The organism is Cellulomonas humilata (assembly GCF_030814415.1).
GTDB classification, from domain to species: domain Bacteria; phylum Actinomycetota; class Actinomycetes; order Actinomycetales; family Cellulomonadaceae; genus Cellulomonas; species Cellulomonas humilata_A.
In genome coordinates this window covers 611,042-630,063 of the sequence record NZ_JAUSVB010000001.1, presented here as the reverse complement: position 1 = coordinate 630,063, position 19,022 = coordinate 611,042, and the positions used below count along the sequence as shown (strand labels likewise).

Below are 19,022 nucleotides of genomic sequence, written 5' to 3'. Positions count from 1 at the left end.
CAACCTAAGGGCTGGGCTTGATCCCTGCCCAGGTCAGCCCGCACCGATCAGTCCCCGCTGGTGCGCGACTGACACGGCCTCCGCGCGGCCCGAGACGCCGAGCTTGGCCAGCAGGTTGGAGATGTGCACGGAAACCGTCTTGGCGGAGATGAAGAGCTTCTCCCCGATCTGCCGGTTGGACAGCCCTTGCGCGACGAGGGCGAGCACCTCGGCCTCGCGGGCGGTCAGCACGTCGACACCGCCCACCCTGACACCGGGCAGGTCCAGCCGGCCGCGTCGCGCGAGCCCTCGGACGGCCGTTGCCAGCGGGACGGCGCCCATCGCCTCCGCGTCCGCCAGCGCGAGACCGGCCTCCTGGCGCGCGGCGTCGCGGTCGCCGGCCTCCAGGAGCGCCTCGGCGAGCCGGAACCGGCTGCGCGCCACCTCGTAGCGGTACCCGTAGTCGAACTCCGCGACGGTCGCCCGCCACAGCTCGACGTCGTTGACCCCGGTGAGCCGCGAGTGCTCGGCGTGGGCACGCGCCAGCCACGCCCGCCCCTCCGGGCCCAGCCGCCCGCCGCGCGGCCGACCGCGTTCGGCGGTCGTCTTCGCGCGCTCCAGCAGCCTGTCGCCCAGCGCCACCCGCTCCGACACGTCCCGGCCCAGGAGCCGTTCCTGCCCGGCCGCGTCGGCGAGGGCGCTCATCGCCAGCGCGACCAGCCAGATGCCGCCCAGGAAGTAGTCCGACCACGCTCGCCACAGGTGCTCGAGCAGGCGCAGCGCAAGCGCGACGGCCTCGTCGAGCTGCCCCCGCCACGTGTGGGCGTCGACGGTGCAGCCGCCGGCGACCAGCGCGATGAGCCCGTCGCGTGACCAGTTGGGCTCCAGGGCGTGACCGCGCTCGGCCGCGTCGGTGTCCCCGCGGGCCACGGCCGCGTACAGGCTGAACGCGACCAGAGTGTCGGCCAGCTCGTCCGGGACTGCGCCGATCGTGGCCGGGGTCAGGTTGCCCGACACGTACCCGATGAGCTGCGTGAACATGTGGAGCTCGACCCCGTAGACGCTCCACGTCATGCCCAGCGACTTGGCCCGCTCGACTCCGTCGGCGGTGACCTGCGTGGCTCCCTCGAGGTCACCGGCGTAATAGCGGTTGCTCGCCAGGTTGTACATGGTGCGCAGCTCGGTGGCGTAGTCGCAGGCCTCGCGGGCGCGGGCGAGCGCCGTCCGCAGCAGCTCGGCGGCACGGTGCTCGTCGTCCACCACGAGCACCGCGAGCGTGGTCAGGGCGTCGGACTCGGCGTCGGCTGCCCCGATCTCGCGCGCCAGCTCCACGGCCTGGGTCGCGCTCGCCACGGCCTCGTCGTCGAGGTCCGCGTTGAGGGCACCGCGTGCATAGGTGGCCAGCGCCCACGCGCGGGCCGGTGTCGGGGTGTCGGGGAGGTCGGCGAGCGCCCGCGACGACTGCTCCAGCGCGTCGTGCACGCTCTCCACGCCCAGCAGGTACCGCGCGAGGCTGGTCCGGAGGCTGGCCTGGCGGGGGACGTCGGACGCGGTCTCCTCCACGGAGGCGCGCGCGAGTTGGACGGCACGGTCGACCTGCCCGGCCCGGCTCGCGGCCGCCGCGGCGGCGACGAGGACGTGGATGTGGTCGGAGTCGAGGGCCGTCGTGACCTCCGGGACCGCCTCCCAGATCCGCAGGACGACCTCCAGGTGCCGCAGCTCCTCCGCTGGCGCGAGCACCTCGTGCGCCTGGTCGGCCGCGTCGAGCGACGCCCGCAGCGCCGTGGGCAGGTCCGGGGCCCGCAGGGCGTGCGAGGCCAGCTGCGACGACGGCCCGAGCGCGGGGTCGTCCCGGAGGACTCGCAGGTACGCGCGGTGCAGCGACGACTGCTCCCCGGGCAGCAGGTCGGCGTACACAGCCTCGGCCAGCAGGGCGTGCCGGAACGCGATCAGCTCGTCCTCGCCGACCAGGACGTGGTGCGCGACGGCCTCGCGCAGCGTGGCGTCCACCGCGCCGGGGGCGGTCAGCTGCGGGTCCCCGTCGGCGGCGACAGCGGCCCGAAGCAACGGCTCGGACACCCGGCGCCCGGCCGCGGACGCGATGCGGGCGAGGCGCTGGACCGATGGGTCGAGCAGCTCGAGGCGCGCGCGCAGGACGTCGGCCAGCGACCACGGCAGCTCGTCCGCCTCGGCACCGGCCTCCAGGAGCTCCTCCGCGAAGTACGCGTTGCCCTCGGACCGGTCGATGACCCGGCGCAGCGTGGACTCCGTCAGAGGAGTGCCGCTCAGGGCGGTGGTGAACTCCCGCAGCTCGTCGTCCGTGAACGGCGACAGGTCGAGCCGCTCGACCCGGGGGTGCCGGCTCAGCTCCGTGGCGACGGGCCGCCACGGGTGGCGCCGGTGCATGTCGTCCGTGCGGTAGCTGGCGACCACGAGCAGGTTCTGGTCCCGCAGCCGCGAGACGAGGAAGCGCAGCACGTCCCGGCTGGAGGCGTCCGCCCAGTGCAGGTCCTCGAGCACGAGAAGGAGCGGGTGGCCCGGGCGGCCGACCGCGCCGAGCACCTCGACCAGGCCGTCGAACAGCTGGAGCCGGTTCGACTGGTCGTCCGGGGCTCCGCTCGAGCCGGACGGGCCCGGCAGCAGCCGCGCGAGCGCGGGCCGGTTGGCGACCACCGCGCCGACCGCCTCGGGGTCGAGCGCGTACAGCTGGGACAGCGCCTCGGCGAACGGCAGGTAGGGCAGGCCGATCTCTCCGAGGTCGACGCAGTGCGCCACGACGACCCGCGCACCGGCCGCGTCCGCCAGCTCCGCGACGTGCCGCAGGAGGCGGGTCTTGCCGACCCCCGCGTCGGCGCCGATCAGCACCGTCGCGGGCTCGCCGACGCCCGCGCGCTGCAGTGCCAGCGTGAGCTGGTCCACCTGCTGCGCGCGGGCGACGAAGGGTGTGCTCATCGAGCCACGTGCCATGACTCCGATCCTCGCAGCAGCCACCCACGCGCCGCACTCACCAAAGGGTGCGTGGGCTGGACGGGACGCAGCGAGCCGTCCGGACGGGCGGTCGCCGCGAGTGCCGACGCCGAGCCCGGCTCGTGCGTGGTCGCCGCGAGCAGGTCGTCGTGCTCCCCGCCGCGCTGGTCGTGCGCGTCCCCGTACGGGGTGTTGCGCAGCGCCGTGAACAGGCGCTCGTGACGGTAGGCGAGCTCGGCGTCGAGGCCAGGTCCCCAGAAGTCAGCCATGGTGTCCTCCTCATGTACGCCGGACGATCTGCCCGGCTCTCGTTGACAAGGACGACTCTCGTCGTGAGGGGGCGGTCACCGGATCGGGCGGTCGACGGGTCCTGCGCGACATGTGGCGCTGAGGATGACCTGAGCGGGGGCACCTGGCGTCTGAGGTGGCGTGAGGATCGTCTGAGGTACCTCAGATCCGCCCGTGACCTGGCACGCGATGCGGTGCACGATGGGGACATGGGACTCGTGCAGGTCGCCCAGCACGCGGAGGACCTCGACCGCGCCGCCGCGTTCTACACCGACCTGCTCGGACGGCCGCCGAGCGCGCGGTTCGACCCGCCGGGCCTCCTGTTCTTCGACCTCGACGGCGTCCGGCTGCTGCTCGACATCGGCGCACCCGCCGCCCTGCTCTACCTGCGGGTGGACGACGTCGCCGCCACGGTCGAGCGGCTGCGCGGGCAGGGTGTCGTCGTGGAGTCCGAGCCGCACGTGATCTTCCGCCACGAGGACGACACGCTCGGCCCCGCCGGCACCGACGAGTGGCACGCGTTCGTCCGTGACTCCGAGGGCAACCTGGTCGGTCTCGTGCAGCTCGGCTGACTCTGCGCACGTCTGTTCACCCGGACGCGTCGACGGTCCACCCAAGCAGGAACGGACCAGGTCGGGCAGGCTGGGCGGGTGGGCGATGTGCGAGACCTCCGGAGTGCGAAGAGTGCGCGTCGTCGAGACGCACAGGTCATCGACGACGAGCTCGTCGTCGACGCCGAGCGCTCCGCCCCCCGAGCCGCGCGGCACTGGGTGATGCAGACCATCGCCGGTGCCGGGATCGGCGGGGCGTCCAACCAGGTGGTCGAGCTGCTCACGGGCGAGCTGGTGTCCAACGCGGTCGTGCACGGTCCCGATGCGGGTGCGGTGCGCGTCCAGGTGCGGATCGACGGTGAGGTGGTCCGGGTCGGTGTCCGTGACACCGGAGGCGGTACCCCGACCGTTGGGCACCCCGAGCCGACCGCCCCGAGCGGCCGCGGCCTGGCGCTCGTCGAGGCGCTGTCGTCGGCCTGGGGCACGCAGGTCCATCCCGACGGTAAGACGGTCTGGTTCGAGGTCCGCACCGACGAGTGAGCGCGAGGCGCATCGACACGCCCGGGATGTCCGGAGGTGCCGGATCTCACGCACCGGCCCGTCACGCCCTGCTCAGGGGCGCCCGGACGGCCTCGCGGAACCATTCGTACTGCCCTGGCCTGCGGTTCCACGATGCACGCGCGGCCTGCGCGGCGTAGTTTCGGGGGCGGACGACTGGGAGCGAGGGGCAACCACACCATGAGTGACGGCACCGACGGGAAGAACGCGTCGACGACGACGACCCGACTGCCCGACATCCGCGCCGAGGTGCGCGAGGACGGCACCGGCGAGATCTCGATCGACGGCGTCGTCGAGCGGGTGCGGATGGCGAACCTCGCCGAGGCGGGGGCCGCCATCACGACCCGCATCGCCGAGCTGGCGGAGTCGGTCGGGCGGCCAGTGCCCGTCCAGGTGCGCGACCCCGACGGGGTCTGGTCGCTGCTGATCCACGCCGACGGACTGGTCGACGAGGCGCCGGGCGCGCTGGACGACCAGCCGGACGCCCCGGACGAGCCGACCCCCGAATCCTCCGACGACACGGAAGCGAAGCCCGCCGCCCCGGACGGTGCTCGTCCTGCGGCGCCCGACGCCGCGAGCTCGGACCGGCCGCCGACCCTGCCGGCAACCGTGTCCCTGACCGCCCCTCCGACTCCTCCGCCCGTCGCGGCGCCGGCACCGCCGACCGCGGCCGTCCCCCCGGCAGCGCCCGGTCCGGCGAGCAGCCCGACACCGACGGCGACGACCCGCGGACCGGCGGCGACGCGCGCGACGACCGCCCGTGCACCGGAACCCGCGGCCGCGTCGGCCCCGGAGAGCGGCGCCGGGCTCACCGGTGACCGGTTGACCACGCCCCCGCCGGGACCGGCCCAGCCGCTCCCGACCCTCGACGACCTCCTCGCCGCGCGGCACCCCGCGGCGGCCGGGGGACCGGCGGAGCACGGCTGGCGGGCCGGTGTCCGTCGGCTCACGTTCGGCGGGATCTCCCCGGGGCCGGGGCGCGACGAGCGTCGCCGACGCATCGCCTCGGCCTCCGTGCGGCGGACACTGGACGGCCCCAAGACGATCGTGATCATCAACCCCAAGGGCGGCGCCCACAAGACGACCGCCACCATGCTGCTGGCGGCGACGTTCGGCCTCCAGCGCGGCGGGTACACGCTCGCGTGGGACAACAACGAGACGCGCGGGACCCTCGGGTGGCGCTCCTCGCACGCCGACCACACCCGCACGGCCGTCGACCTCCTGAACGCCCTGCCGGCGCTCGGGACCGCGGGCACCGTCCGCATCGGGGACCTCGACGGATTCGTCCGGACGCAGCCCAGCGAGCAGTTCGACGTCCTGGCGTCCGACGAGAACTCCGCGTCGGCGTCGTCCGTCGACGCCGACTCCTTCACGTCGCTGCACCAGGTGCTCTCCCGCTTCTACCGGGTCCTCGTCATCGACACCGGCAACAACATGCGGGCCTCGAACTGGCAGGCCGCCGTCGGCGCCGCCGACCAGATCGTCGTCGTCTCCACCGTGCGCGAGGACACCGCGCAGTCGGCTGCCTGGGCGCTCGACGCGCTGCGCGCCACCGGGCACGACGAAGCCGTCCGGCGCGCGGTCACCGTCCTGTCCGCCCCGGAGCCGAAGGTCGACAAGGATCTGCAGAAGCGGCTCCGGTCCCACTTCGGTGCCCTCACCCGGGCCGTCCTCGACGTCCCGCACGACAAGGCGCTGGTCGCCGGCGGGCCCATCGACTACGACGCGCTGAGCACGACGACGCGCGACGCCTGGCTGCGCGTCACCGCGGTGGTCGCCGACGGCCTCTGACAACTCGCGAGCAGGTGCGTGCAAGATCCCGGGCCGTCGCGACAGAGTGCAGGTGTAGGCCTTCGTCCGACACCATCCTGGGAGCACCGTGCCGTCGCCGACACCGAGCACGCCGGACAGCGAGACCGCCCTCGCGCCCGGCGACCCGACGCCGACCGACGAGCCCACGGGCGCTTCGGACACCACGCATGACGCCCTCTGGTTCGAGGCGCTCGTCCGGCAGCACGCCACCGCCGTGCACCGGTTCATGGTCCGACGCGCGGGTCGCGACGAGGCCGAGGACCTCGCGGCCGACGTCCTCACGGTCGCGTGGCGCCGTCGCGCCGACGTGCCGGACGGTGCCGAGCTGCCCTGGCTGTACCGCACCGCGGGGTTCGTCGTCGCCAACCACCGACGCAAGGGACGCCCGATCCCGGTCGGCGACGTGCCCGACGAGGTCGACTCCGACGACCCGGCCGTCCGCGCGATCCAGGAGGAGCGCGTCCGCGAGGTGCTGGGCGCGCTGAGCCCGCGCGACCGCGAGATCCTGCTGCTGAACGCGTGGGAGGGCCTGTCGGGTGACGCGCTGGCCCAGGTGCTCGACATCGGCCGCGGCGGCGCCGACGCGGCCCTGAGCCGCGCCCGCGCCCGCCTCCGCGACGCCTGGGCGTCGGCCGAGGCCTGACCCGCCTGACCGGCCGAGTGCCGAGCTCGGCACTCCAAGCCGAGCTCGGCCGCTCGAACCACCGACCTCGTCGCCGACGCGCCGCTCGTCGATGCGTGGATGCAAGGGGTGGGGTGGTCGGGACACAGGAGGGGTAGAGGGCAACCCCGAACCAGGAGGCACGACCGTGGACGACCGCACCGAGCACGAGAAGGCAGCCGGCAGCACCCCGGACGCCACCCCTGACATGGCACCTGAGGGCGTCGCAGCATCGAGCACCGCGCCCGAGGGTGCCGACGACGTCGCGTTCGCGCGGCTGCAGGCGGCGGACCCGGCCGCGGGCGCCGACCCCAACCTGCCCGCGCTGTACGCGGCGGTGTCCGACCGGACCGGGGTCGCCGTCACGGCGCCGGGGGACGAGCTCGCGGCTCGTCGCGCCCGCCGTGCACCGCGCTGGCTGCAGGTCGCGGCCGTGGTCGCGGGCGTGGCCGTCATCGGCGGCGGCAGCTACGCGTACGGGCTGAACAGCGCCCCGGAGACGATCACGGCCGCGCCGGCGATCACGCTGGACGACGGAGCTGCGCGGGACGCCGCGGCGCCCGAGGTCGCGTCGATGGCCGGCAGCGGGGCCGGCCTGGCCGCGGACGCCAAGATGATGTACCCGTGGTGGGGCGGCCGGACCGTGTTCACGGCGAGCGGGCTGTCGACCGAGGGCGGCGCGGGTGACGCGTGGGGCTTCGACGCGGCGGGTTCCTGGTCCGAGGCGGCGGCGGCCGCGGCGGCTGCGGCGCTCGGGGTGTCCGGGCAGCCGCGGCTCGAGTACGGCACGTGGACGGTCGGCCCCAACGACGGCTCGGGTGCGTCGGTGTCGCTGTCGCCGGACGGCCTCGCGAGCCTGTCCTACTACGACCCGACGCGTGACCCGTGGAACTGCGTGCGGTCGGCGCCGGACGAGATCGTCGAGCCCGACCTGGGCGGAACGGCCGAGGGCAGCGTCGCGGTGCCGGAGCCGGGGATCGTCGACCCGCCGGCGGACTGCGCGACCTCGGGGAACGCCCCGACGGGTGACGCGGCGGTCGCGCAGGCGAGGGACGCGCTGTCGTCCGTCGGTGTCGACCCCGCCGGCTACCAGTTCACGGCGTCGACCGACCCCGGGAGCCCGCAGGTGACCAACGTGACTGCCAGCCAGGTCCTCGATGGCCAGCAGACCGGGGTCACGGCCAACGTCACGCTCGTCGCCGACGGGGTGCAGTCGCTGTACGCGCCGCTGGCGCCGCTGGTCGCGCTGGGCAGCTACGACGTCGTCAGTCCGACGGAGGCCGTGGCCCGGCTGGGCGACCCGCGGTTCGGTGCCTCGGGCGGCGGTGGCGTGATGCCGCTGGCGGCCGAGGGCATGCGGGCCGACGACTCCGTCTCGTCCGTGCCGACCGAGCCGACCGTCCCCGCGACGCCGACCGCCGGCAGCCCGCTGGCGTGGCCGGTGCAGCAGGTCACGCTCGTCTCGGCCCGCCTCGGGGTCGCGCTGACGACGCTGCCGACGGGTGCGTCGGTGCTGGTTCCGACGTACGAGCTCGCCGACGCGGACGGGGTCACGTGGAGCGTGATCGCGGTGGTCGACGACCAGCTGGACTTCTCCGCGGTGGGCTGACGCCTCCCGGAGACCAGCACGAAGGCCGGCCGACGTCGGAGGGACGTCGACCGGACTTCGTCCTGCCGGGATCTCACCGTCGAGAACGCCATGGGTCGCGTTGTCAGCCCGCATTCCGTGACTCATGGCGTTCTCGGCCGGCGACGCTGACTGACAGACTCGGGGCCATGGCTGAACGCTCCGAGAAGCTGCTCCTGCTGGACACCGCCTCGCTCTACTTCCGGGCGTACTTCGGGGTCCCCGACTCGGTGAAGGCGCCGGACGGAACCCCGGTCAACGCGGTCCGCGGGTTGCTGGACATGATCGCGACCCTGGTCACCGCCCACCGGCCGACGCGGCTGGTCATGTGCTGGGACGACGACTGGCGCCCGCAGTTCCGGGTGGACGCGATCCCGTCGTACAAGGCGCACCGGGTGGCGGTCGAGGTGCCCGGCACCACCGGCGCCGAGGAGGTCCCGGACACCCTGGCGCCGCAGGTCCCGATCATCGTGGAGGTGCTCGCGGCGCTCGGCATCACGCGGATCGGTGTCCCGGGCTACGAGGCGGACGACGTCATCGGCACCCTGGTCGCACGCGAGGTGGCGAAGGAGAACCCGGCCCCGGTCGAGGTCATCACGGGGGACCGGGACCTGTTCCAGCTGGTCGACGACACGATCCCGGTGCGGGTGCTCTACACGATCCGTGGCATCCGGGACCTCATGGCCATCGACCAGGCCGTGCTGAAGGAGAAGTACGGGGTCCCGTCGGGACCGGCGTACGCGGACATGGCCGTGCTGCGCGGCGACCCGAGCGACGGCCTGCCGGGGGTGCCGGGGATCGGGGAGAAGACGGCCGCGCAGCTGATCCACCGCTACGGCTCGCTGGTGGGGATCCTGGCCGCGCGCGACGCCGGCGACCCCGGGCTGACGGCGACGCAGAAGAAGCGTCTGGTGGAGTCGGCGGCGTACCTGACGGTCGCTCCGGAGGTCGTCCGGGTGGCTCCCGACGCGCCCGTGGGAGACGTCGACGACCGGCTGCCGCACGTCGTCGCGGACGCCGACGGGCTGGTCGCGCTGGCGGAGAGGTGGGGTCTGGTGTCGAGCGTGAAGCGCGTGGTGGACGCCCTCGCGCTGGGCTGACACGGTCACTCGGACGGGTGAACTGCGCCGAACGGGTGGAAGTCGGGCGTATCAGACATGGACGCCTGTCCTCCTGCTGTGACGTAGTTACCGACCGGTAGCTACGTCCAGCCGGGGACGACGCCGGCGTGCACCCCGACCGCGGGTGCTGACCGGAAAGGCACGACCATGCACTCCGCCCCCACGAAGACCGCACGACCCGTCGCCGGAACCTCGGCCCCTGTCCCGAGCAACACCCTCGTCCGCCACGCGGCGCCGATCCCGACCGTGGTCGACCGCGCGGTCTCGGGCCTCGCGACGATCCTGGCCCGGCACTCCATCACGGCGCTGCGGATCAGCCTCGGACTGGTGTTCCTCGGCTTCGGCATCCTGAAGTTCTTCCCCGGCATGAGCCCGGCGGCGGAGCTGGCCGAGCGGACCATCGGCACGCTGACGTTCGGGCTCGTCGGCCCGACCGCCGCGCTGCTGCTGACCGCGATCCTGGAGACCGTCGTCGGACTGACCCTGGTCACCGGGCTGTTCCTGCGCACGGGCCTGGTGATCCTCGCCGGAGCGCTCGTCGGCATCATGTCGCCGCTGGTGCTCTTCTACGGCGAGCTGTTCCCGGCCGGCGGCCCGACCCTCACGGCTCAGTACGTGCTGAAGGACATCGTGCTCGCGTGCGCGGGTGCGGTCATCGGTGCCGCCGCGCTCGGTGCGCGTCTCCGGCTGCCTGAGTGAGTCCTCAGTCGTTCACGAAGACGTCGGGGCCCGCCTCACGCCAGCCGCTCGCGGCGGCGGGGACGGGCCCCGACGACGCGACCACGAGCAGGGTGTCGTCGACGGCGACGCGCGCGGTCGACGTGGGCGGCGCACAGCTGATCGCCGACAGCTCGCCCGGCTGGACGGTGATCACGCAGAGCTTGCCCGAGGTCCCCACGGCGGCGTAGTGCATGCCCGTGGACGTCTCGGTGAGGAACCGGGTGGTGCGCGCGTCGACGCGCAGGTCGCCCAGCTCGTCCGACGTCAACCGGTCCTGGGACGTCTGACCGGCGGCGAACTGGGGCAGCAGCGTGGACGCGTCGACGGTGGTGTCGGCGACCAGCGGGCCACCCCTGGCCCACACGAAGCCCGCGGCCACCAGCAGCGCGGCCGCCACCATCACGACGGGTGTCACGAGCGCCGGACGGCGGCGCGAGCTCCCGACGCTGCGGAAGTCGTGGAACGCCTCGGAGAAGAGGTCCGTGTCGTCGAACGTCGTCATGCGGACACATCGGTCGATCCCGCCGCGGACGTGAGCGGCGGTGTACCGAATGACCCCGTTCGGGCGAGTGCGGTGGTCGCCCCGTGGTGCGGAGCACGGCAGAATCACTGTCCGTGATCACGGTCAGCACCGACGGCTCCTGCCTGCGCAACCCCGGCGGCGCCATCGGGTGGGCGTGGGCCAACCACGACGGCTCCAGCGCCAGCGGGGGCCACCCGTCGGGCACCAACCAGATCGCGGAGCTCATGGCGGTGCTCGAGGCGATCCGCTCGCACCCCGGCGACCAGCCCCTGGTGATCCAGGCCGACTCGCAGTACGCCATCAAGTGCGCGTCCGTGTGGGTGGCCGGGTGGAAGCGCAAGGGGTGGCGGACGGCCGCCGGCGGGCCCGTGCAGAACCTCGCCCTGATCCAGTCCATCGAGGCCGCCATCGCCGACCGGCCCGGGCCGGTCACGTTCGTCTGGGTGCGCGGGCACCGCGGGGACGAGTTCAACGAGCGTGCCGACGAGCTCGCGGGCATCGCCGCCCGCGGCGTCCGGGACGACGGCCCTGTACCGGTGGCCATCCTGCAGCCTGAGCCGGACGTCCTCTTCTAGGAGCTGAGCCGGTGTGCTCAGTGCGGCTGGTGCGCCCCGGCGATGATCTCGAGGGCGCCGCCCGACGCCTCCTCGACGTACTCGGCCACCCAGCCGACGGGTGCCTCGCCCCACGACTTGGCGACGGCGGCGACCGGGAACACGACCAGGTCGACCTGCGGGTGGGTCAGGACCAGCTCGGGGACGCCGTCGTTGCGGGCCGAGCCCCACAGGAGCCCTGGAACGCGCTGCGCGACGAGGTCACCGAGGGAGACGCCGAACGCGTGCACCAGCGACTCGGGGTCGGTGCGGTCGCGCTCGTCGGACTGCAGCCAGATCGCCTGGACGCGGTCGAAGAGGTCGCCCAGCGTCTGCGTGTCGACGGTGCCGGAGCACAGACCGGAGATGATCTCGCGGTGCTGTGCGGCCCAGACCTGCTCGGCGGCGTTCAGCGGCTCGACCTGGACCGAACGGCTCTCGTCGGCGGGCGCGTGGGGGTGCGGTACCACCTGTCCGTCGGACGGCCTCGCTGCGCGTCTGAACAATCCCATGCCTCTCCTATCGACGCCGGCGGCCCGGCGCTTGAACCTGAGATCTGTCGCGTCGCCCGGTCGGCGCTCACGGTCCTCGCGGGCAACCGAGCCGGAGGGGAGCGACGAGGGCCGCGCCGACCCGGAGGTCGACGCGGCCCGCGTCACATGAGCCGGAGGCTCAGCGCTGCACGGTCAGCGTGTGCGCTGCGACCGTCGGCAGGTAGCCGCCGCCCCCGGTGTAGTACGCGATCACGACGTTCGACCGCTGCGCGGCCGGCAGGGTCACCGTGGCCGTGCCGTTGGCGAGCGGCACGGTGGCCACCCGCTGCAGACCCACCGTGAACGTCACCGAGCCGGTGGGCACCGGAGCGCCCGAGAGCGCGATGGTGACCTTCGCCTTCCCGCCCTTCGGCACGGTCCACGAGTCCGCCGTGAGCGTCGCCGTCGTCGTCGCGGGGGTCACCCGGTACGACCGCTGGGTCTGCGAGCCCGTGACGTCCGCACTGCCCGCGTAGACCGCGGTCAGCTGGTGCGTCCCGGCGGCGAGGTCCGCCGGGAGGGCGATGTTCGCGGTGCCCTTGAGGCCGTTGACGACGAGCTCGCCGGAGCCGAGCACCTTGCCCTTCTCCTTGATCTCGACCGTGCCGGTCGGTGCCGCCGACGCGCCGGTGACGACGACCGTGGCCGTCGTGACGGTCCCGAACGGGGCCGAGTTCTTCGACAGCGTCAGAGCCGACGTGGAACCGGACTTCTTGATGTCGACCGGGACGACCGCCGACGTGGACGGCGCGAAGAGCCCGCTGTCCGGGGTGAAGGTCGCGCTCAGCGAGTGCGCACCGGCACCCAGCTTGACCTTCGCGGTCGCCTTGCCGGCCGTGACGGCCGACGAGCCGATCTCGGTCTGCCCGTCGAGGAACGACACCGTGCCGGTGGCCTCCGCCGGGGCGACGGTGGCCGTGAGCGTGAGCTCCTGGCCGGCCTTCTTGCCACCCGTGACCGCGAGCGTCGTGGTCGTCGGCGTCGCCGCCGGGACCGTGACGTCGACCACCTGCACCCGCGAGACCGGGTCGGCGTTCTGGTGCTGGAACACCAGCAGCTTCCCGTCGGCCGCGCCCGTGCCCTTGTGCACCGGGATGGTGACCCCGTCGTCGCCGAGCGTGGAGAACGAGCCGTCGATGTCGTTCTCGAACCAGAACGGCGGGTCGTACGGGTTCACCGTGAACGACTCGGCCGTGTCCAGGACGCCGGAGTCCGCTGCCGCGTACGAGGACGCGGTGTAGACGGAGATCGTCGGGGTGGACCCGACGGGGATACCGGCCCAGTCGAGCCCGATCGGGGCGACGAGGACGTTGTTGTCGAACACGCCGGACTCGATGCTCCCGGAGAACCCGTTGATGAGCTGGACGTCGAGGTTCTCGCCCGTGTCGTAGTCGAACGTCGCCGCGATGGTGACGTCGGCGTCGTCGTTGTACTTCTGGACCACCGTCTCCAGGTCGTACGCGCCGTCACCGTCGATGTCGATGTCGATGACGGGGAAGACGGAGCGGCCCAGCGTGGCCCACTCGCCGTCGGTCGCGATGCCGACGCCGAGCAGGCCTGTGGTCGGGTCGCCACCGGCCGCGGCGACCGCCGGTGCCGTGGACGCCCAGCCGACGTACCGGATGTCACCGGCGGCGGTGGCCGACGGCGACGTGACGAACCCCGGGACGTCCTCGAGCTTGGGGCTCGTGGCGCCGAGGATCAGCGGCGTGGTCAGCGAGTACCAGCCACCGGAGGCCAGACCGCGGCCCGAGATCGCGAGGTCCGCCGTCGCCGCTGCGGCGTCGGCGAACGCGACCGGGGAGGCCGTGAGGTCGGAGACCAGTCGCGGTGCCGCCTGCAGCGGGACCCGCAGGCTCGTCGAGCCGGAGGTCAGGACCAGGCGGCCCGAGACCTCGGACACGTACTCGCGGGGGATACCTGCCTGGACTGCGGCCGACGTCGGGTCGAGCTGACGCTGGAGCGTGGCCGGGTCGGCCGTGAGGGTCAGGGTGACGACCGCGGACTTCCCGGGTGCGAGGGTGATCGACGCCGGGGTGGCCGTGATGGCGGCGCCACCGGCCTTCGACGAGCTCGACACCGAGGTGGTGTACCGCTGGCTCGTCGTGCCGAAGTTCTTCACCGTGACGGTCTTCTTGGCGACGACCGTGGTGGCACCCACCGGGACGACGCCCCAGGTGACCGAGGTCTGCTCGGGGTTCTGCGTGTTGTAGGCGATGACGTTGGTGTTGACCGCGTCGAACGCGTCGACCCGACCGGAACCGACCCGCTCGGGGCCGTACGCCTTGCCCGTGCCGCCGGGGCCGGTCCAGATGTCGTGCGTGGCGGTGTTCACCACGGCGGCCTTGACCTGCTCGGCCTCCCAGCTGGGGTGGGCCGCGCGGACCAGGGCGGCGATGCCCGCGACGTGCGGGCTCGACATCGAGGTGCCGGACAGGGAGTTCGGCTGGTTGCCGGCACCCGAGGCGGCGGACAGGATCTGCGTGCCGGGAGCGGCGACGTCAGGCTTGCCGTGGCCGAGGGAGCCGTGCACGCCGCGCGACGAGCCGCCGTTGAGCATGTCGCCGGCGATGTCCTCGACGACCGTGCCGGCGAGGCCGGGGCCGATGTGGACCGTCAGGGTGCCGGCCTGGATCTCCGGGAGCAGCCGGTCCGTCGTCGAGGCCGTCATCTGGAAGCCGGGGATGGCGGCGTTGCCGGAGATGCCGGCCGGGAACGGGGTCAGCTCCGTGGGCAGCAGCACGCCGACCGCACCGGCGGCCGTCGCGTTGTTGAACCGGACGACCGAGCCGCAGCGGCGGGCCGTGTCGTCGTCGTTCCACCAGAGGTAGGCGACCTTGCCGGCGACGGCGGCGGCCTGGGCTGCGGTGAACGCGGTGCAGCCGTCGAAGTTGGCGCCGGGGTTGCCGACAGGTGCGGTGACGTCCGCTCCGCCGTACGCGACCGAGTTCTGGCCGGAGTGGACGCCGACGAGGGCCGGGTCGGCGGCCGCGGTGACCTCGACGCCGTCGTAGGTCTGCGGGGCGCCGACGGAGTTCGCGACGGTCAGGGCGCTCGCGGCGTTGCCCGGGCTGCCCCCGATGTCGGTGATGTCACCGGCGTTGCCGGACGAGATCACCATGACGGTGCCGAGCGCGGTGAGCGCGTCGATCAGCAGGTTGTCCGGGTCGTCGGCGGGGGAGCCGTCGCTCCCGAGCGACATGTTGACCACGTCGAGCCGGTCGCTCAGGTCGCCGTCAGCGTTCGGGTCGGCGGCGCGGTCGAGGGCGAGCGACGTCAGGTTGGTCGAGCCGCCGATGTCACCGAACACCTTGAGCGCGAAGATCCCCGCGCCGGGTGCGGTGCCGGGGCCGACGAGCCAGTCGGAGACGTCGGTCAGGCCGCTGTAGTCACCCTCGAACGTGGTGCCCTCGGGCAGGACGCCATAGCCGGCGGCGGTGCCGGAGACGTGGGTGCCGTGGCCGACGTTATCCGAGAGGTACGTGCCGTCGATGGGGTTCTCGTCGGGCGTCGGGACGGGGCTCGCGCCCTCGATGTCGTCGCTCGCGCTGTACAGGGCGCCGGCGAAGTCGTACCCGCCGATGAACTTGGCCGGGTCGTAGAGGCCCGCCTGGACCGGTGCGGAGCCGTCCGTGCCGTAGGCCTGCTCGTACGCCTCGACCGTGCCGGGGCCGCCGAAGTCGGCGTGCGTGTAGTCGAGACCGGTGTCGATCACGCCGATGCGGACGCCCTCGCCGGTCTGGCCGGTGTCCTGCCACACCTTCAGCGCGCGCGTGAACTCGACGTTGTGCGCGTTCGTGGCGGTCTTCGGAGTGACGCGGTAGATGGCGACAACGTCGGTGGAGTCGGCCAGCGCGCGGACCTGTGCGGCGTCGCCGGTGACCAGCGTGCCCGCGACGAGGTTGGTGAGCGTCGCGATCTGCTTCGGTGCGGCGGAGGCGGCCGAGCGGGCGGTGGCCTGCTGCGGGACGACCTCGTCGGCGAGCGCCTCTGTGTCGGCTGCTGCCTCCTTGACCTCGGCGGGGGTGCCGCCGTCGGCCGTCACGTCGCTGCCGGACTTCGCGTCCAGCTGGACGAACGCGGTGACCGTGCCGCTCGCGTCGACCAGGTCGCTCGCCAGCTTGCTGTCGAGCCGCCCCTCGATCGCCCTCGGGTTGCCTGCGGTCGGGCGATCCGTCGGCGGCGGTGCCGCCGAGGCGCCGCCGGCGCCGAGTAACGCGGTGGTGACCGCGACGGACAAGGCGGTGACGGCGGCGAGGACGGGTCGACGTGGCATGTGCGCATCCCTGGCTTCGAGGAGGATCGACATGCGTGCACCCGTGCGTGACGGTAGTCACAAACTGGCGTACGCCCGGTGCACGTTACTGGCAGGTACGGCATTCGTCACCTTCTGGCGAATTGAGGGGTTCGCGAGGTGTGGTCGGCGCTCTCAGCGCAACGGGACGAAGGTGTAGGAGCCGTGCGTGGTGACACGTGTCTGGCCGGCGTGGCGCTCTACGAGGTGCATCGTCGAGCGGACCGGGATCACCAGCCGGCCCCCCTCGGCGAGCTGCTGCACGAGGACGTCCGGCAGCGACCGCGGCGACGCCGAGACCAGGATCCGGTCCCACCCGCCGTCCACCGGCCGGCCGAGCGCACCGGGCGTCGCGGGCTCGATCCGGGCCCAGGGGAGGCCGCACGCGTCGAGGTTCGCCGCGCCCCACACGGCGAGCTCCGGGTCCAGCTCCAGCCCCAGCACGTCTCCGTCCGGGCCGACGAGCCGCGCGAGCAGCGCCGTCGTCCACCCCGACCCGGAGCCGACGTCCAGGACGCGCGCGCCGACCGGCACCTGGAGCAGCCGGAGCATCGACGCGACGGTGCTCGGCTGGGAGTTCGTCTGCCCGCGCCACAGCGGCAGCGGCCGGTCCTCGTGCGCGTGGTCGCGCTGCTCCGCGGGCAGGAACCGTTCACGGGCGAGCACCCGCATCGCGTCGGCCACGTCGGCGGCGCGCGTCGGGTCCGTGTCCTGGCGACCCTCGTGCATGTGTCGAGCCTACGATCGGCGCACCTGTCCAGGGAGGTGCGGTGGCCGAGTACGACGTCGTGGTCGTCGGGTCCGGGTTCGGCGGGTCCGTTGCGGCGCTGCGGCTCGTCGAGAAGGGCTACCGCGTCCTGGTGCTCGAGGCGGGTCGCCGGTTCACCGACGAGACCCTGCCGCGGACCTCGTGGGACGTCAGCCGCTTCCTCTGGGCCCCGCGCCTGGGGTGGCTCGGCATCCAGCGGATCCACGTGCTGCCCGACGTCGTGGTGCTCGCCGGTGCGGGCGTCGGCGGTGGGTCTCTCAACTACGCGAACACGCTCTACCGGCCGACGTCGGACGCCTTCTACCGCGACCCCCAGTGGGCGGACATCACCGACTGGCGCGCCGAGCTGGCACCGTTCTACGACCAGGCGAGCCGCATGCTCGGCGTCGTCGACAACCCGACGTGCACGCCCGCCGACGACGTCGTGCGCCAGGCCGCCGAGGATCTGGGCGTCGGGCACACGTTCCGGCTCGCCCCCGTCGGTGTGGTGTTCGGGCCGCCCGGCGAGGTGGTGCCGGACCCGTTCTTCGGCGGCGCGGGACCGTCGCGCCGGGGGTGCCTGGAGTGCGGCGAGTGCATGACGGGCTGCCGGCACGGCGCGAAGAACACCTTGCCGACGAACTACCTGTACCTGGCCGAGCGGGCGGGTGCGCGCGTGGTCGCCGAGACGACCGTGATGTCGATCCGGCCCCGCGGGCCGGAGTGGGAGGTGCGGACGACCCGGACCGGCCGGCGCGGTGGCGACAGGACGGTGACGGCCGGGCAGGTGGTGGTCGCGGCCGGCACCTGGGGCACGCAGGAGCTCCTGCACCGGATGAAGGCGACCGGCACGCTGCCCGGGCTCTCCGACCGGCTCGGCGTGCTGACGCGCACCAACAGCGAGTCGCTCGGCGGGGCGGCGACCCGCTGGCGCGGCTGGCGACGACGCCCTGACATGACCCGCGGCGTCGCCATCACGTCGTCGGTGCACCTCGACGACCACACCCACCTCGAACCGGTGCGCTACGGGCGGGGGTCCAACCTCATGGGCCTGCTGAGCACGGTGCTGACCGACGGCGGCGGGCGGGTGCCGCGTCCGCTGCGCTGGCTGGGCACCGCCCTGCGGCACCCGGGGCAGATGGCCTCGCTCGTGCTCGGTCTGGGCAGCTGGTCGCAGCGCACCGTCATCGGGCTCGTGATGCAGACCGGCGGAGCCTCGATCACGGTGCGACCGCGGCGGACCTGGAGCGGCACCACCCGGCTGACGTCGGCCCCGGGCGAGGGTGACCCGAACCCGACCTGGATCCCCGCCGCGAACGCCGCCTACCGGCGGATGGCCGTCCACCTCGGCGGCTTCGCGGCGAACAGCCTGGGTGAGGTCGCGGACGTGCCCATGACCGCGCACTTCCTGGGCGGCTGCACGATCGGCCGGTCGGCCGCCGACGGGGTGGTCGACCCGTACCACCGGGCCTTCGGGCATCCCGGGCTGCACGTCGTTGACGGGTCGACCGTCTCCGCGAACCTCGGCGTCAACCCGTCGCTGACGATCGTGGCGCAGGCCGAGCGCGCGTTCGCCCTCTGGCCCAACGCGGGCGAGCCGGATCCCCGGCCGGCACCGGGGGAGCCGTACGTGCGGCTGGCGCCGGTGCGTCCCGTGCGGCCGGCCGTCCCCGCGTGGGCGCCGGGTGCCTTGCGGCTGACCGTGCTCTAGCTGGTCGGGCCTGCCCCGGCCACCACGGGGATCATCCCCGTGCGCGGGACGTCCGCCGCCGACGGGTCAGGGACGAACTTCGGCTTGCGGCCGGGGCGACCCCGCTCGCGACGGATCTCGATGCCGTCGAGGGTCGTCGCGCGCCAGACGGCGCCGCCGTTGAGCCGTCCGTCGGGCTGCGGGAGCCACGGCACCTTGCGGGAGAGCCAGACGCGGATGGTGGCGTGCTCGACCCCGAGCCGCTCGGCCAGACGGGCGATGTCGTAGAGGTCGTCGAGGCCGCGGGCGGGCGCGGCGGCGACCTGTTCAGGGGGCAGTTCAGAGGGCACGGCGGCA

General features: G+C 73.6%; 16 protein-coding genes. 9 read left to right on the top strand and 7 right to left on the bottom strand.

All coding sequences use genetic code 11. The features are described from left to right. Positions 1-33: 33 nt before the first annotated feature. Both J2X26_RS02795 and J2X26_RS02790 read right to left on the bottom strand, forming a co-directional pair. On the bottom strand, positions 34-2,931 hold the full coding sequence (locus J2X26_RS02795; RefSeq protein ID WP_307489639.1) for a helix-turn-helix transcriptional regulator: 2,898 nt from the start codon (positions 2,929-2,931) through the stop codon (positions 34-36). After that, positions 2,928-3,215: a hypothetical protein gene (locus J2X26_RS02790; RefSeq protein WP_307489637.1), complete on the bottom strand. Its 288-nt coding sequence runs from the start codon at positions 3,213-3,215 to the stop codon at positions 2,928-2,930. Before J2X26_RS02790 ends, J2X26_RS02795 begins: the two co-directional genes overlap by 4 nt. A 228-nt stretch (positions 3,216-3,443) precedes the next feature. On the opposite strand from J2X26_RS02790, the gene J2X26_RS02785 reads away from it, so the two are divergent. From J2X26_RS02785 to J2X26_RS02755, 7 genes are all read left to right on the top strand, one after another. Further along, entirely contained in the window at positions 3,444-3,806 is a 363-nt protein-coding gene (locus J2X26_RS02785; RefSeq protein WP_307489635.1) for a VOC family protein, read from the top strand. 78 nt (positions 3,807-3,884) lie between these two features. Beyond that, positions 3,885-4,325, top strand: a complete 441-nt coding sequence (locus J2X26_RS02780; RefSeq protein WP_307489634.1) for an ATP-binding protein — start codon at positions 3,885-3,887, stop codon at positions 4,323-4,325. A gap of 198 nt (positions 4,326-4,523) precedes the next feature. After that, the gene (locus J2X26_RS02775; RefSeq protein WP_307489633.1) at positions 4,524-6,134 is read left to right on the top strand and encodes a chromosome partitioning protein; all 1,611 of its coding nucleotides are present in this window, start codon (positions 4,524-4,526) and stop codon (positions 6,132-6,134) included. Positions 6,135-6,222: 88 nt separating this feature from the next. Further along, positions 6,223-6,798 (top strand): RNA polymerase sigma factor, encoded by a 576-nt coding sequence (locus tag J2X26_RS02770; RefSeq protein WP_307489631.1) that lies wholly within the window; start codon positions 6,223-6,225, stop codon positions 6,796-6,798. Between the two features lie 166 nt (positions 6,799-6,964). Then, positions 6,965-8,425, top strand: a complete 1,461-nt coding sequence (locus tag J2X26_RS02765) for a hypothetical protein (RefSeq protein ID WP_307489629.1) — start codon at positions 6,965-6,967, stop codon at positions 8,423-8,425. Between the two features lie 167 nt (positions 8,426-8,592). Beyond that, positions 8,593-9,543, top strand: a complete 951-nt coding sequence (locus J2X26_RS02760) for a 5'-3' exonuclease (RefSeq protein WP_307489628.1) — start codon at positions 8,593-8,595, stop codon at positions 9,541-9,543. Positions 9,544-9,711: 168 nt separating this feature from the next. Next, positions 9,712-10,263, top strand: coding sequence for a DoxX family protein (locus J2X26_RS02755; protein ID WP_307489626.1), 552 nt, complete (start codon positions 9,712-9,714; stop codon positions 10,261-10,263). Between the two features lie 4 nt (positions 10,264-10,267). Here the strand turns inward: J2X26_RS02755 and J2X26_RS02750 are convergent, their stop codons facing one another. Then, complete coding sequence (locus J2X26_RS02750) at positions 10,268-10,786, bottom strand: hypothetical protein (protein ID WP_307489624.1); 519 nt, start codon at positions 10,784-10,786, stop codon at positions 10,268-10,270. Between the two features lie 113 nt (positions 10,787-10,899). Between J2X26_RS02750 and J2X26_RS02745 the strand changes: the two genes are divergently transcribed. After that, complete coding sequence (locus J2X26_RS02745; protein WP_307489622.1) at positions 10,900-11,382, top strand: ribonuclease H family protein; 483 nt, start codon at positions 10,900-10,902, stop codon at positions 11,380-11,382. A 17-nt stretch (positions 11,383-11,399) separates the two neighbouring features. Here the strand turns inward: J2X26_RS02745 and J2X26_RS02740 are convergent, their stop codons facing one another. The 3 genes from J2X26_RS02740 to J2X26_RS02730 form a co-directional block, all read right to left on the bottom strand. After that, the gene (locus tag J2X26_RS02740; RefSeq protein ID WP_307489620.1) at positions 11,400-11,912 is read right to left on the bottom strand and encodes a DUF3806 domain-containing protein; all 513 of its coding nucleotides are present in this window, start codon (positions 11,910-11,912) and stop codon (positions 11,400-11,402) included. 160 nt (positions 11,913-12,072) lie between these two features. Beyond that, positions 12,073-16,209: a S8 family serine peptidase gene (locus J2X26_RS02735; protein WP_307489619.1), complete on the bottom strand. Its 4,137-nt coding sequence runs from the start codon at positions 16,207-16,209 to the stop codon at positions 12,073-12,075. A gap of 153 nt (positions 16,210-16,362) precedes the next feature. Further along, positions 16,363-16,956, bottom strand: coding sequence for a protein-L-isoaspartate O-methyltransferase family protein (locus tag J2X26_RS02730; RefSeq protein ID WP_307489617.1), 594 nt, complete (start codon positions 16,954-16,956; stop codon positions 16,363-16,365). A gap of 41 nt (positions 16,957-16,997) precedes the next feature. Here J2X26_RS02730 and J2X26_RS02725 point away from each other — a divergent pair, with 41 nt between their 5' ends. Beyond that, positions 16,998-18,686 (top strand): GMC family oxidoreductase, encoded by a 1,689-nt coding sequence (locus J2X26_RS02725; protein WP_307489615.1) that lies wholly within the window; start codon positions 16,998-17,000, stop codon positions 18,684-18,686. Here J2X26_RS02725 and J2X26_RS02720 read toward each other — a convergent pair. Continuing rightward, positions 18,683-19,015, bottom strand: coding sequence for a hypothetical protein (locus tag J2X26_RS02720; RefSeq protein WP_307489614.1), 333 nt, complete (start codon positions 19,013-19,015; stop codon positions 18,683-18,685). The genes J2X26_RS02725 and J2X26_RS02720 overlap by 4 nt on opposite strands. Between the last annotated feature and the right edge of the window lie 7 nt (positions 19,016-19,022).

Excerpts from the sequence above, each read along its gene's own strand:
- J2X26_RS02795 (WP_307489639.1), bottom strand. The coding sequence starts at position 2,931 with ATGAGCACACCCTTCGTCGCCCGCGCGCAGCAGGTGGACCAGCTCACG.
- J2X26_RS02790 (WP_307489637.1), bottom strand. The coding sequence starts at position 3,215 with ATGGCTGACTTCTGGGGACCTGGCCTCGACGCCGAGCTCGCCTACCGT.
- J2X26_RS02785 (WP_307489635.1), top strand. The coding sequence starts at position 3,444 with ATGGGACTCGTGCAGGTCGCCCAGCACGCGGAGGACCTCGACCGCGCC.
- J2X26_RS02775 (WP_307489633.1), top strand. The coding sequence starts at position 4,524 with ATGAGTGACGGCACCGACGGGAAGAACGCGTCGACGACGACGACCCGA.
- J2X26_RS02760 (WP_307489628.1), top strand. The coding sequence starts at position 8,593 with ATGGCTGAACGCTCCGAGAAGCTGCTCCTGCTGGACACCGCCTCGCTC.
- J2X26_RS02755 (WP_307489626.1), top strand. The coding sequence starts at position 9,712 with ATGCACTCCGCCCCCACGAAGACCGCACGACCCGTCGCCGGAACCTCG.
- J2X26_RS02750 (WP_307489624.1), bottom strand. The coding sequence starts at position 10,786 with ATGACGACGTTCGACGACACGGACCTCTTCTCCGAGGCGTTCCACGAC.
- J2X26_RS02740 (WP_307489620.1), bottom strand. The coding sequence starts at position 11,912 with ATGGGATTGTTCAGACGCGCAGCGAGGCCGTCCGACGGACAGGTGGTA.
- J2X26_RS02735 (WP_307489619.1), bottom strand. The coding sequence starts at position 16,209 with ATGCCACGTCGACCCGTCCTCGCCGCCGTCACCGCCTTGTCCGTCGCG.
- J2X26_RS02730 (WP_307489617.1), bottom strand. The coding sequence starts at position 16,956 with ATGCACGAGGGTCGCCAGGACACGGACCCGACGCGCGCCGCCGACGTG.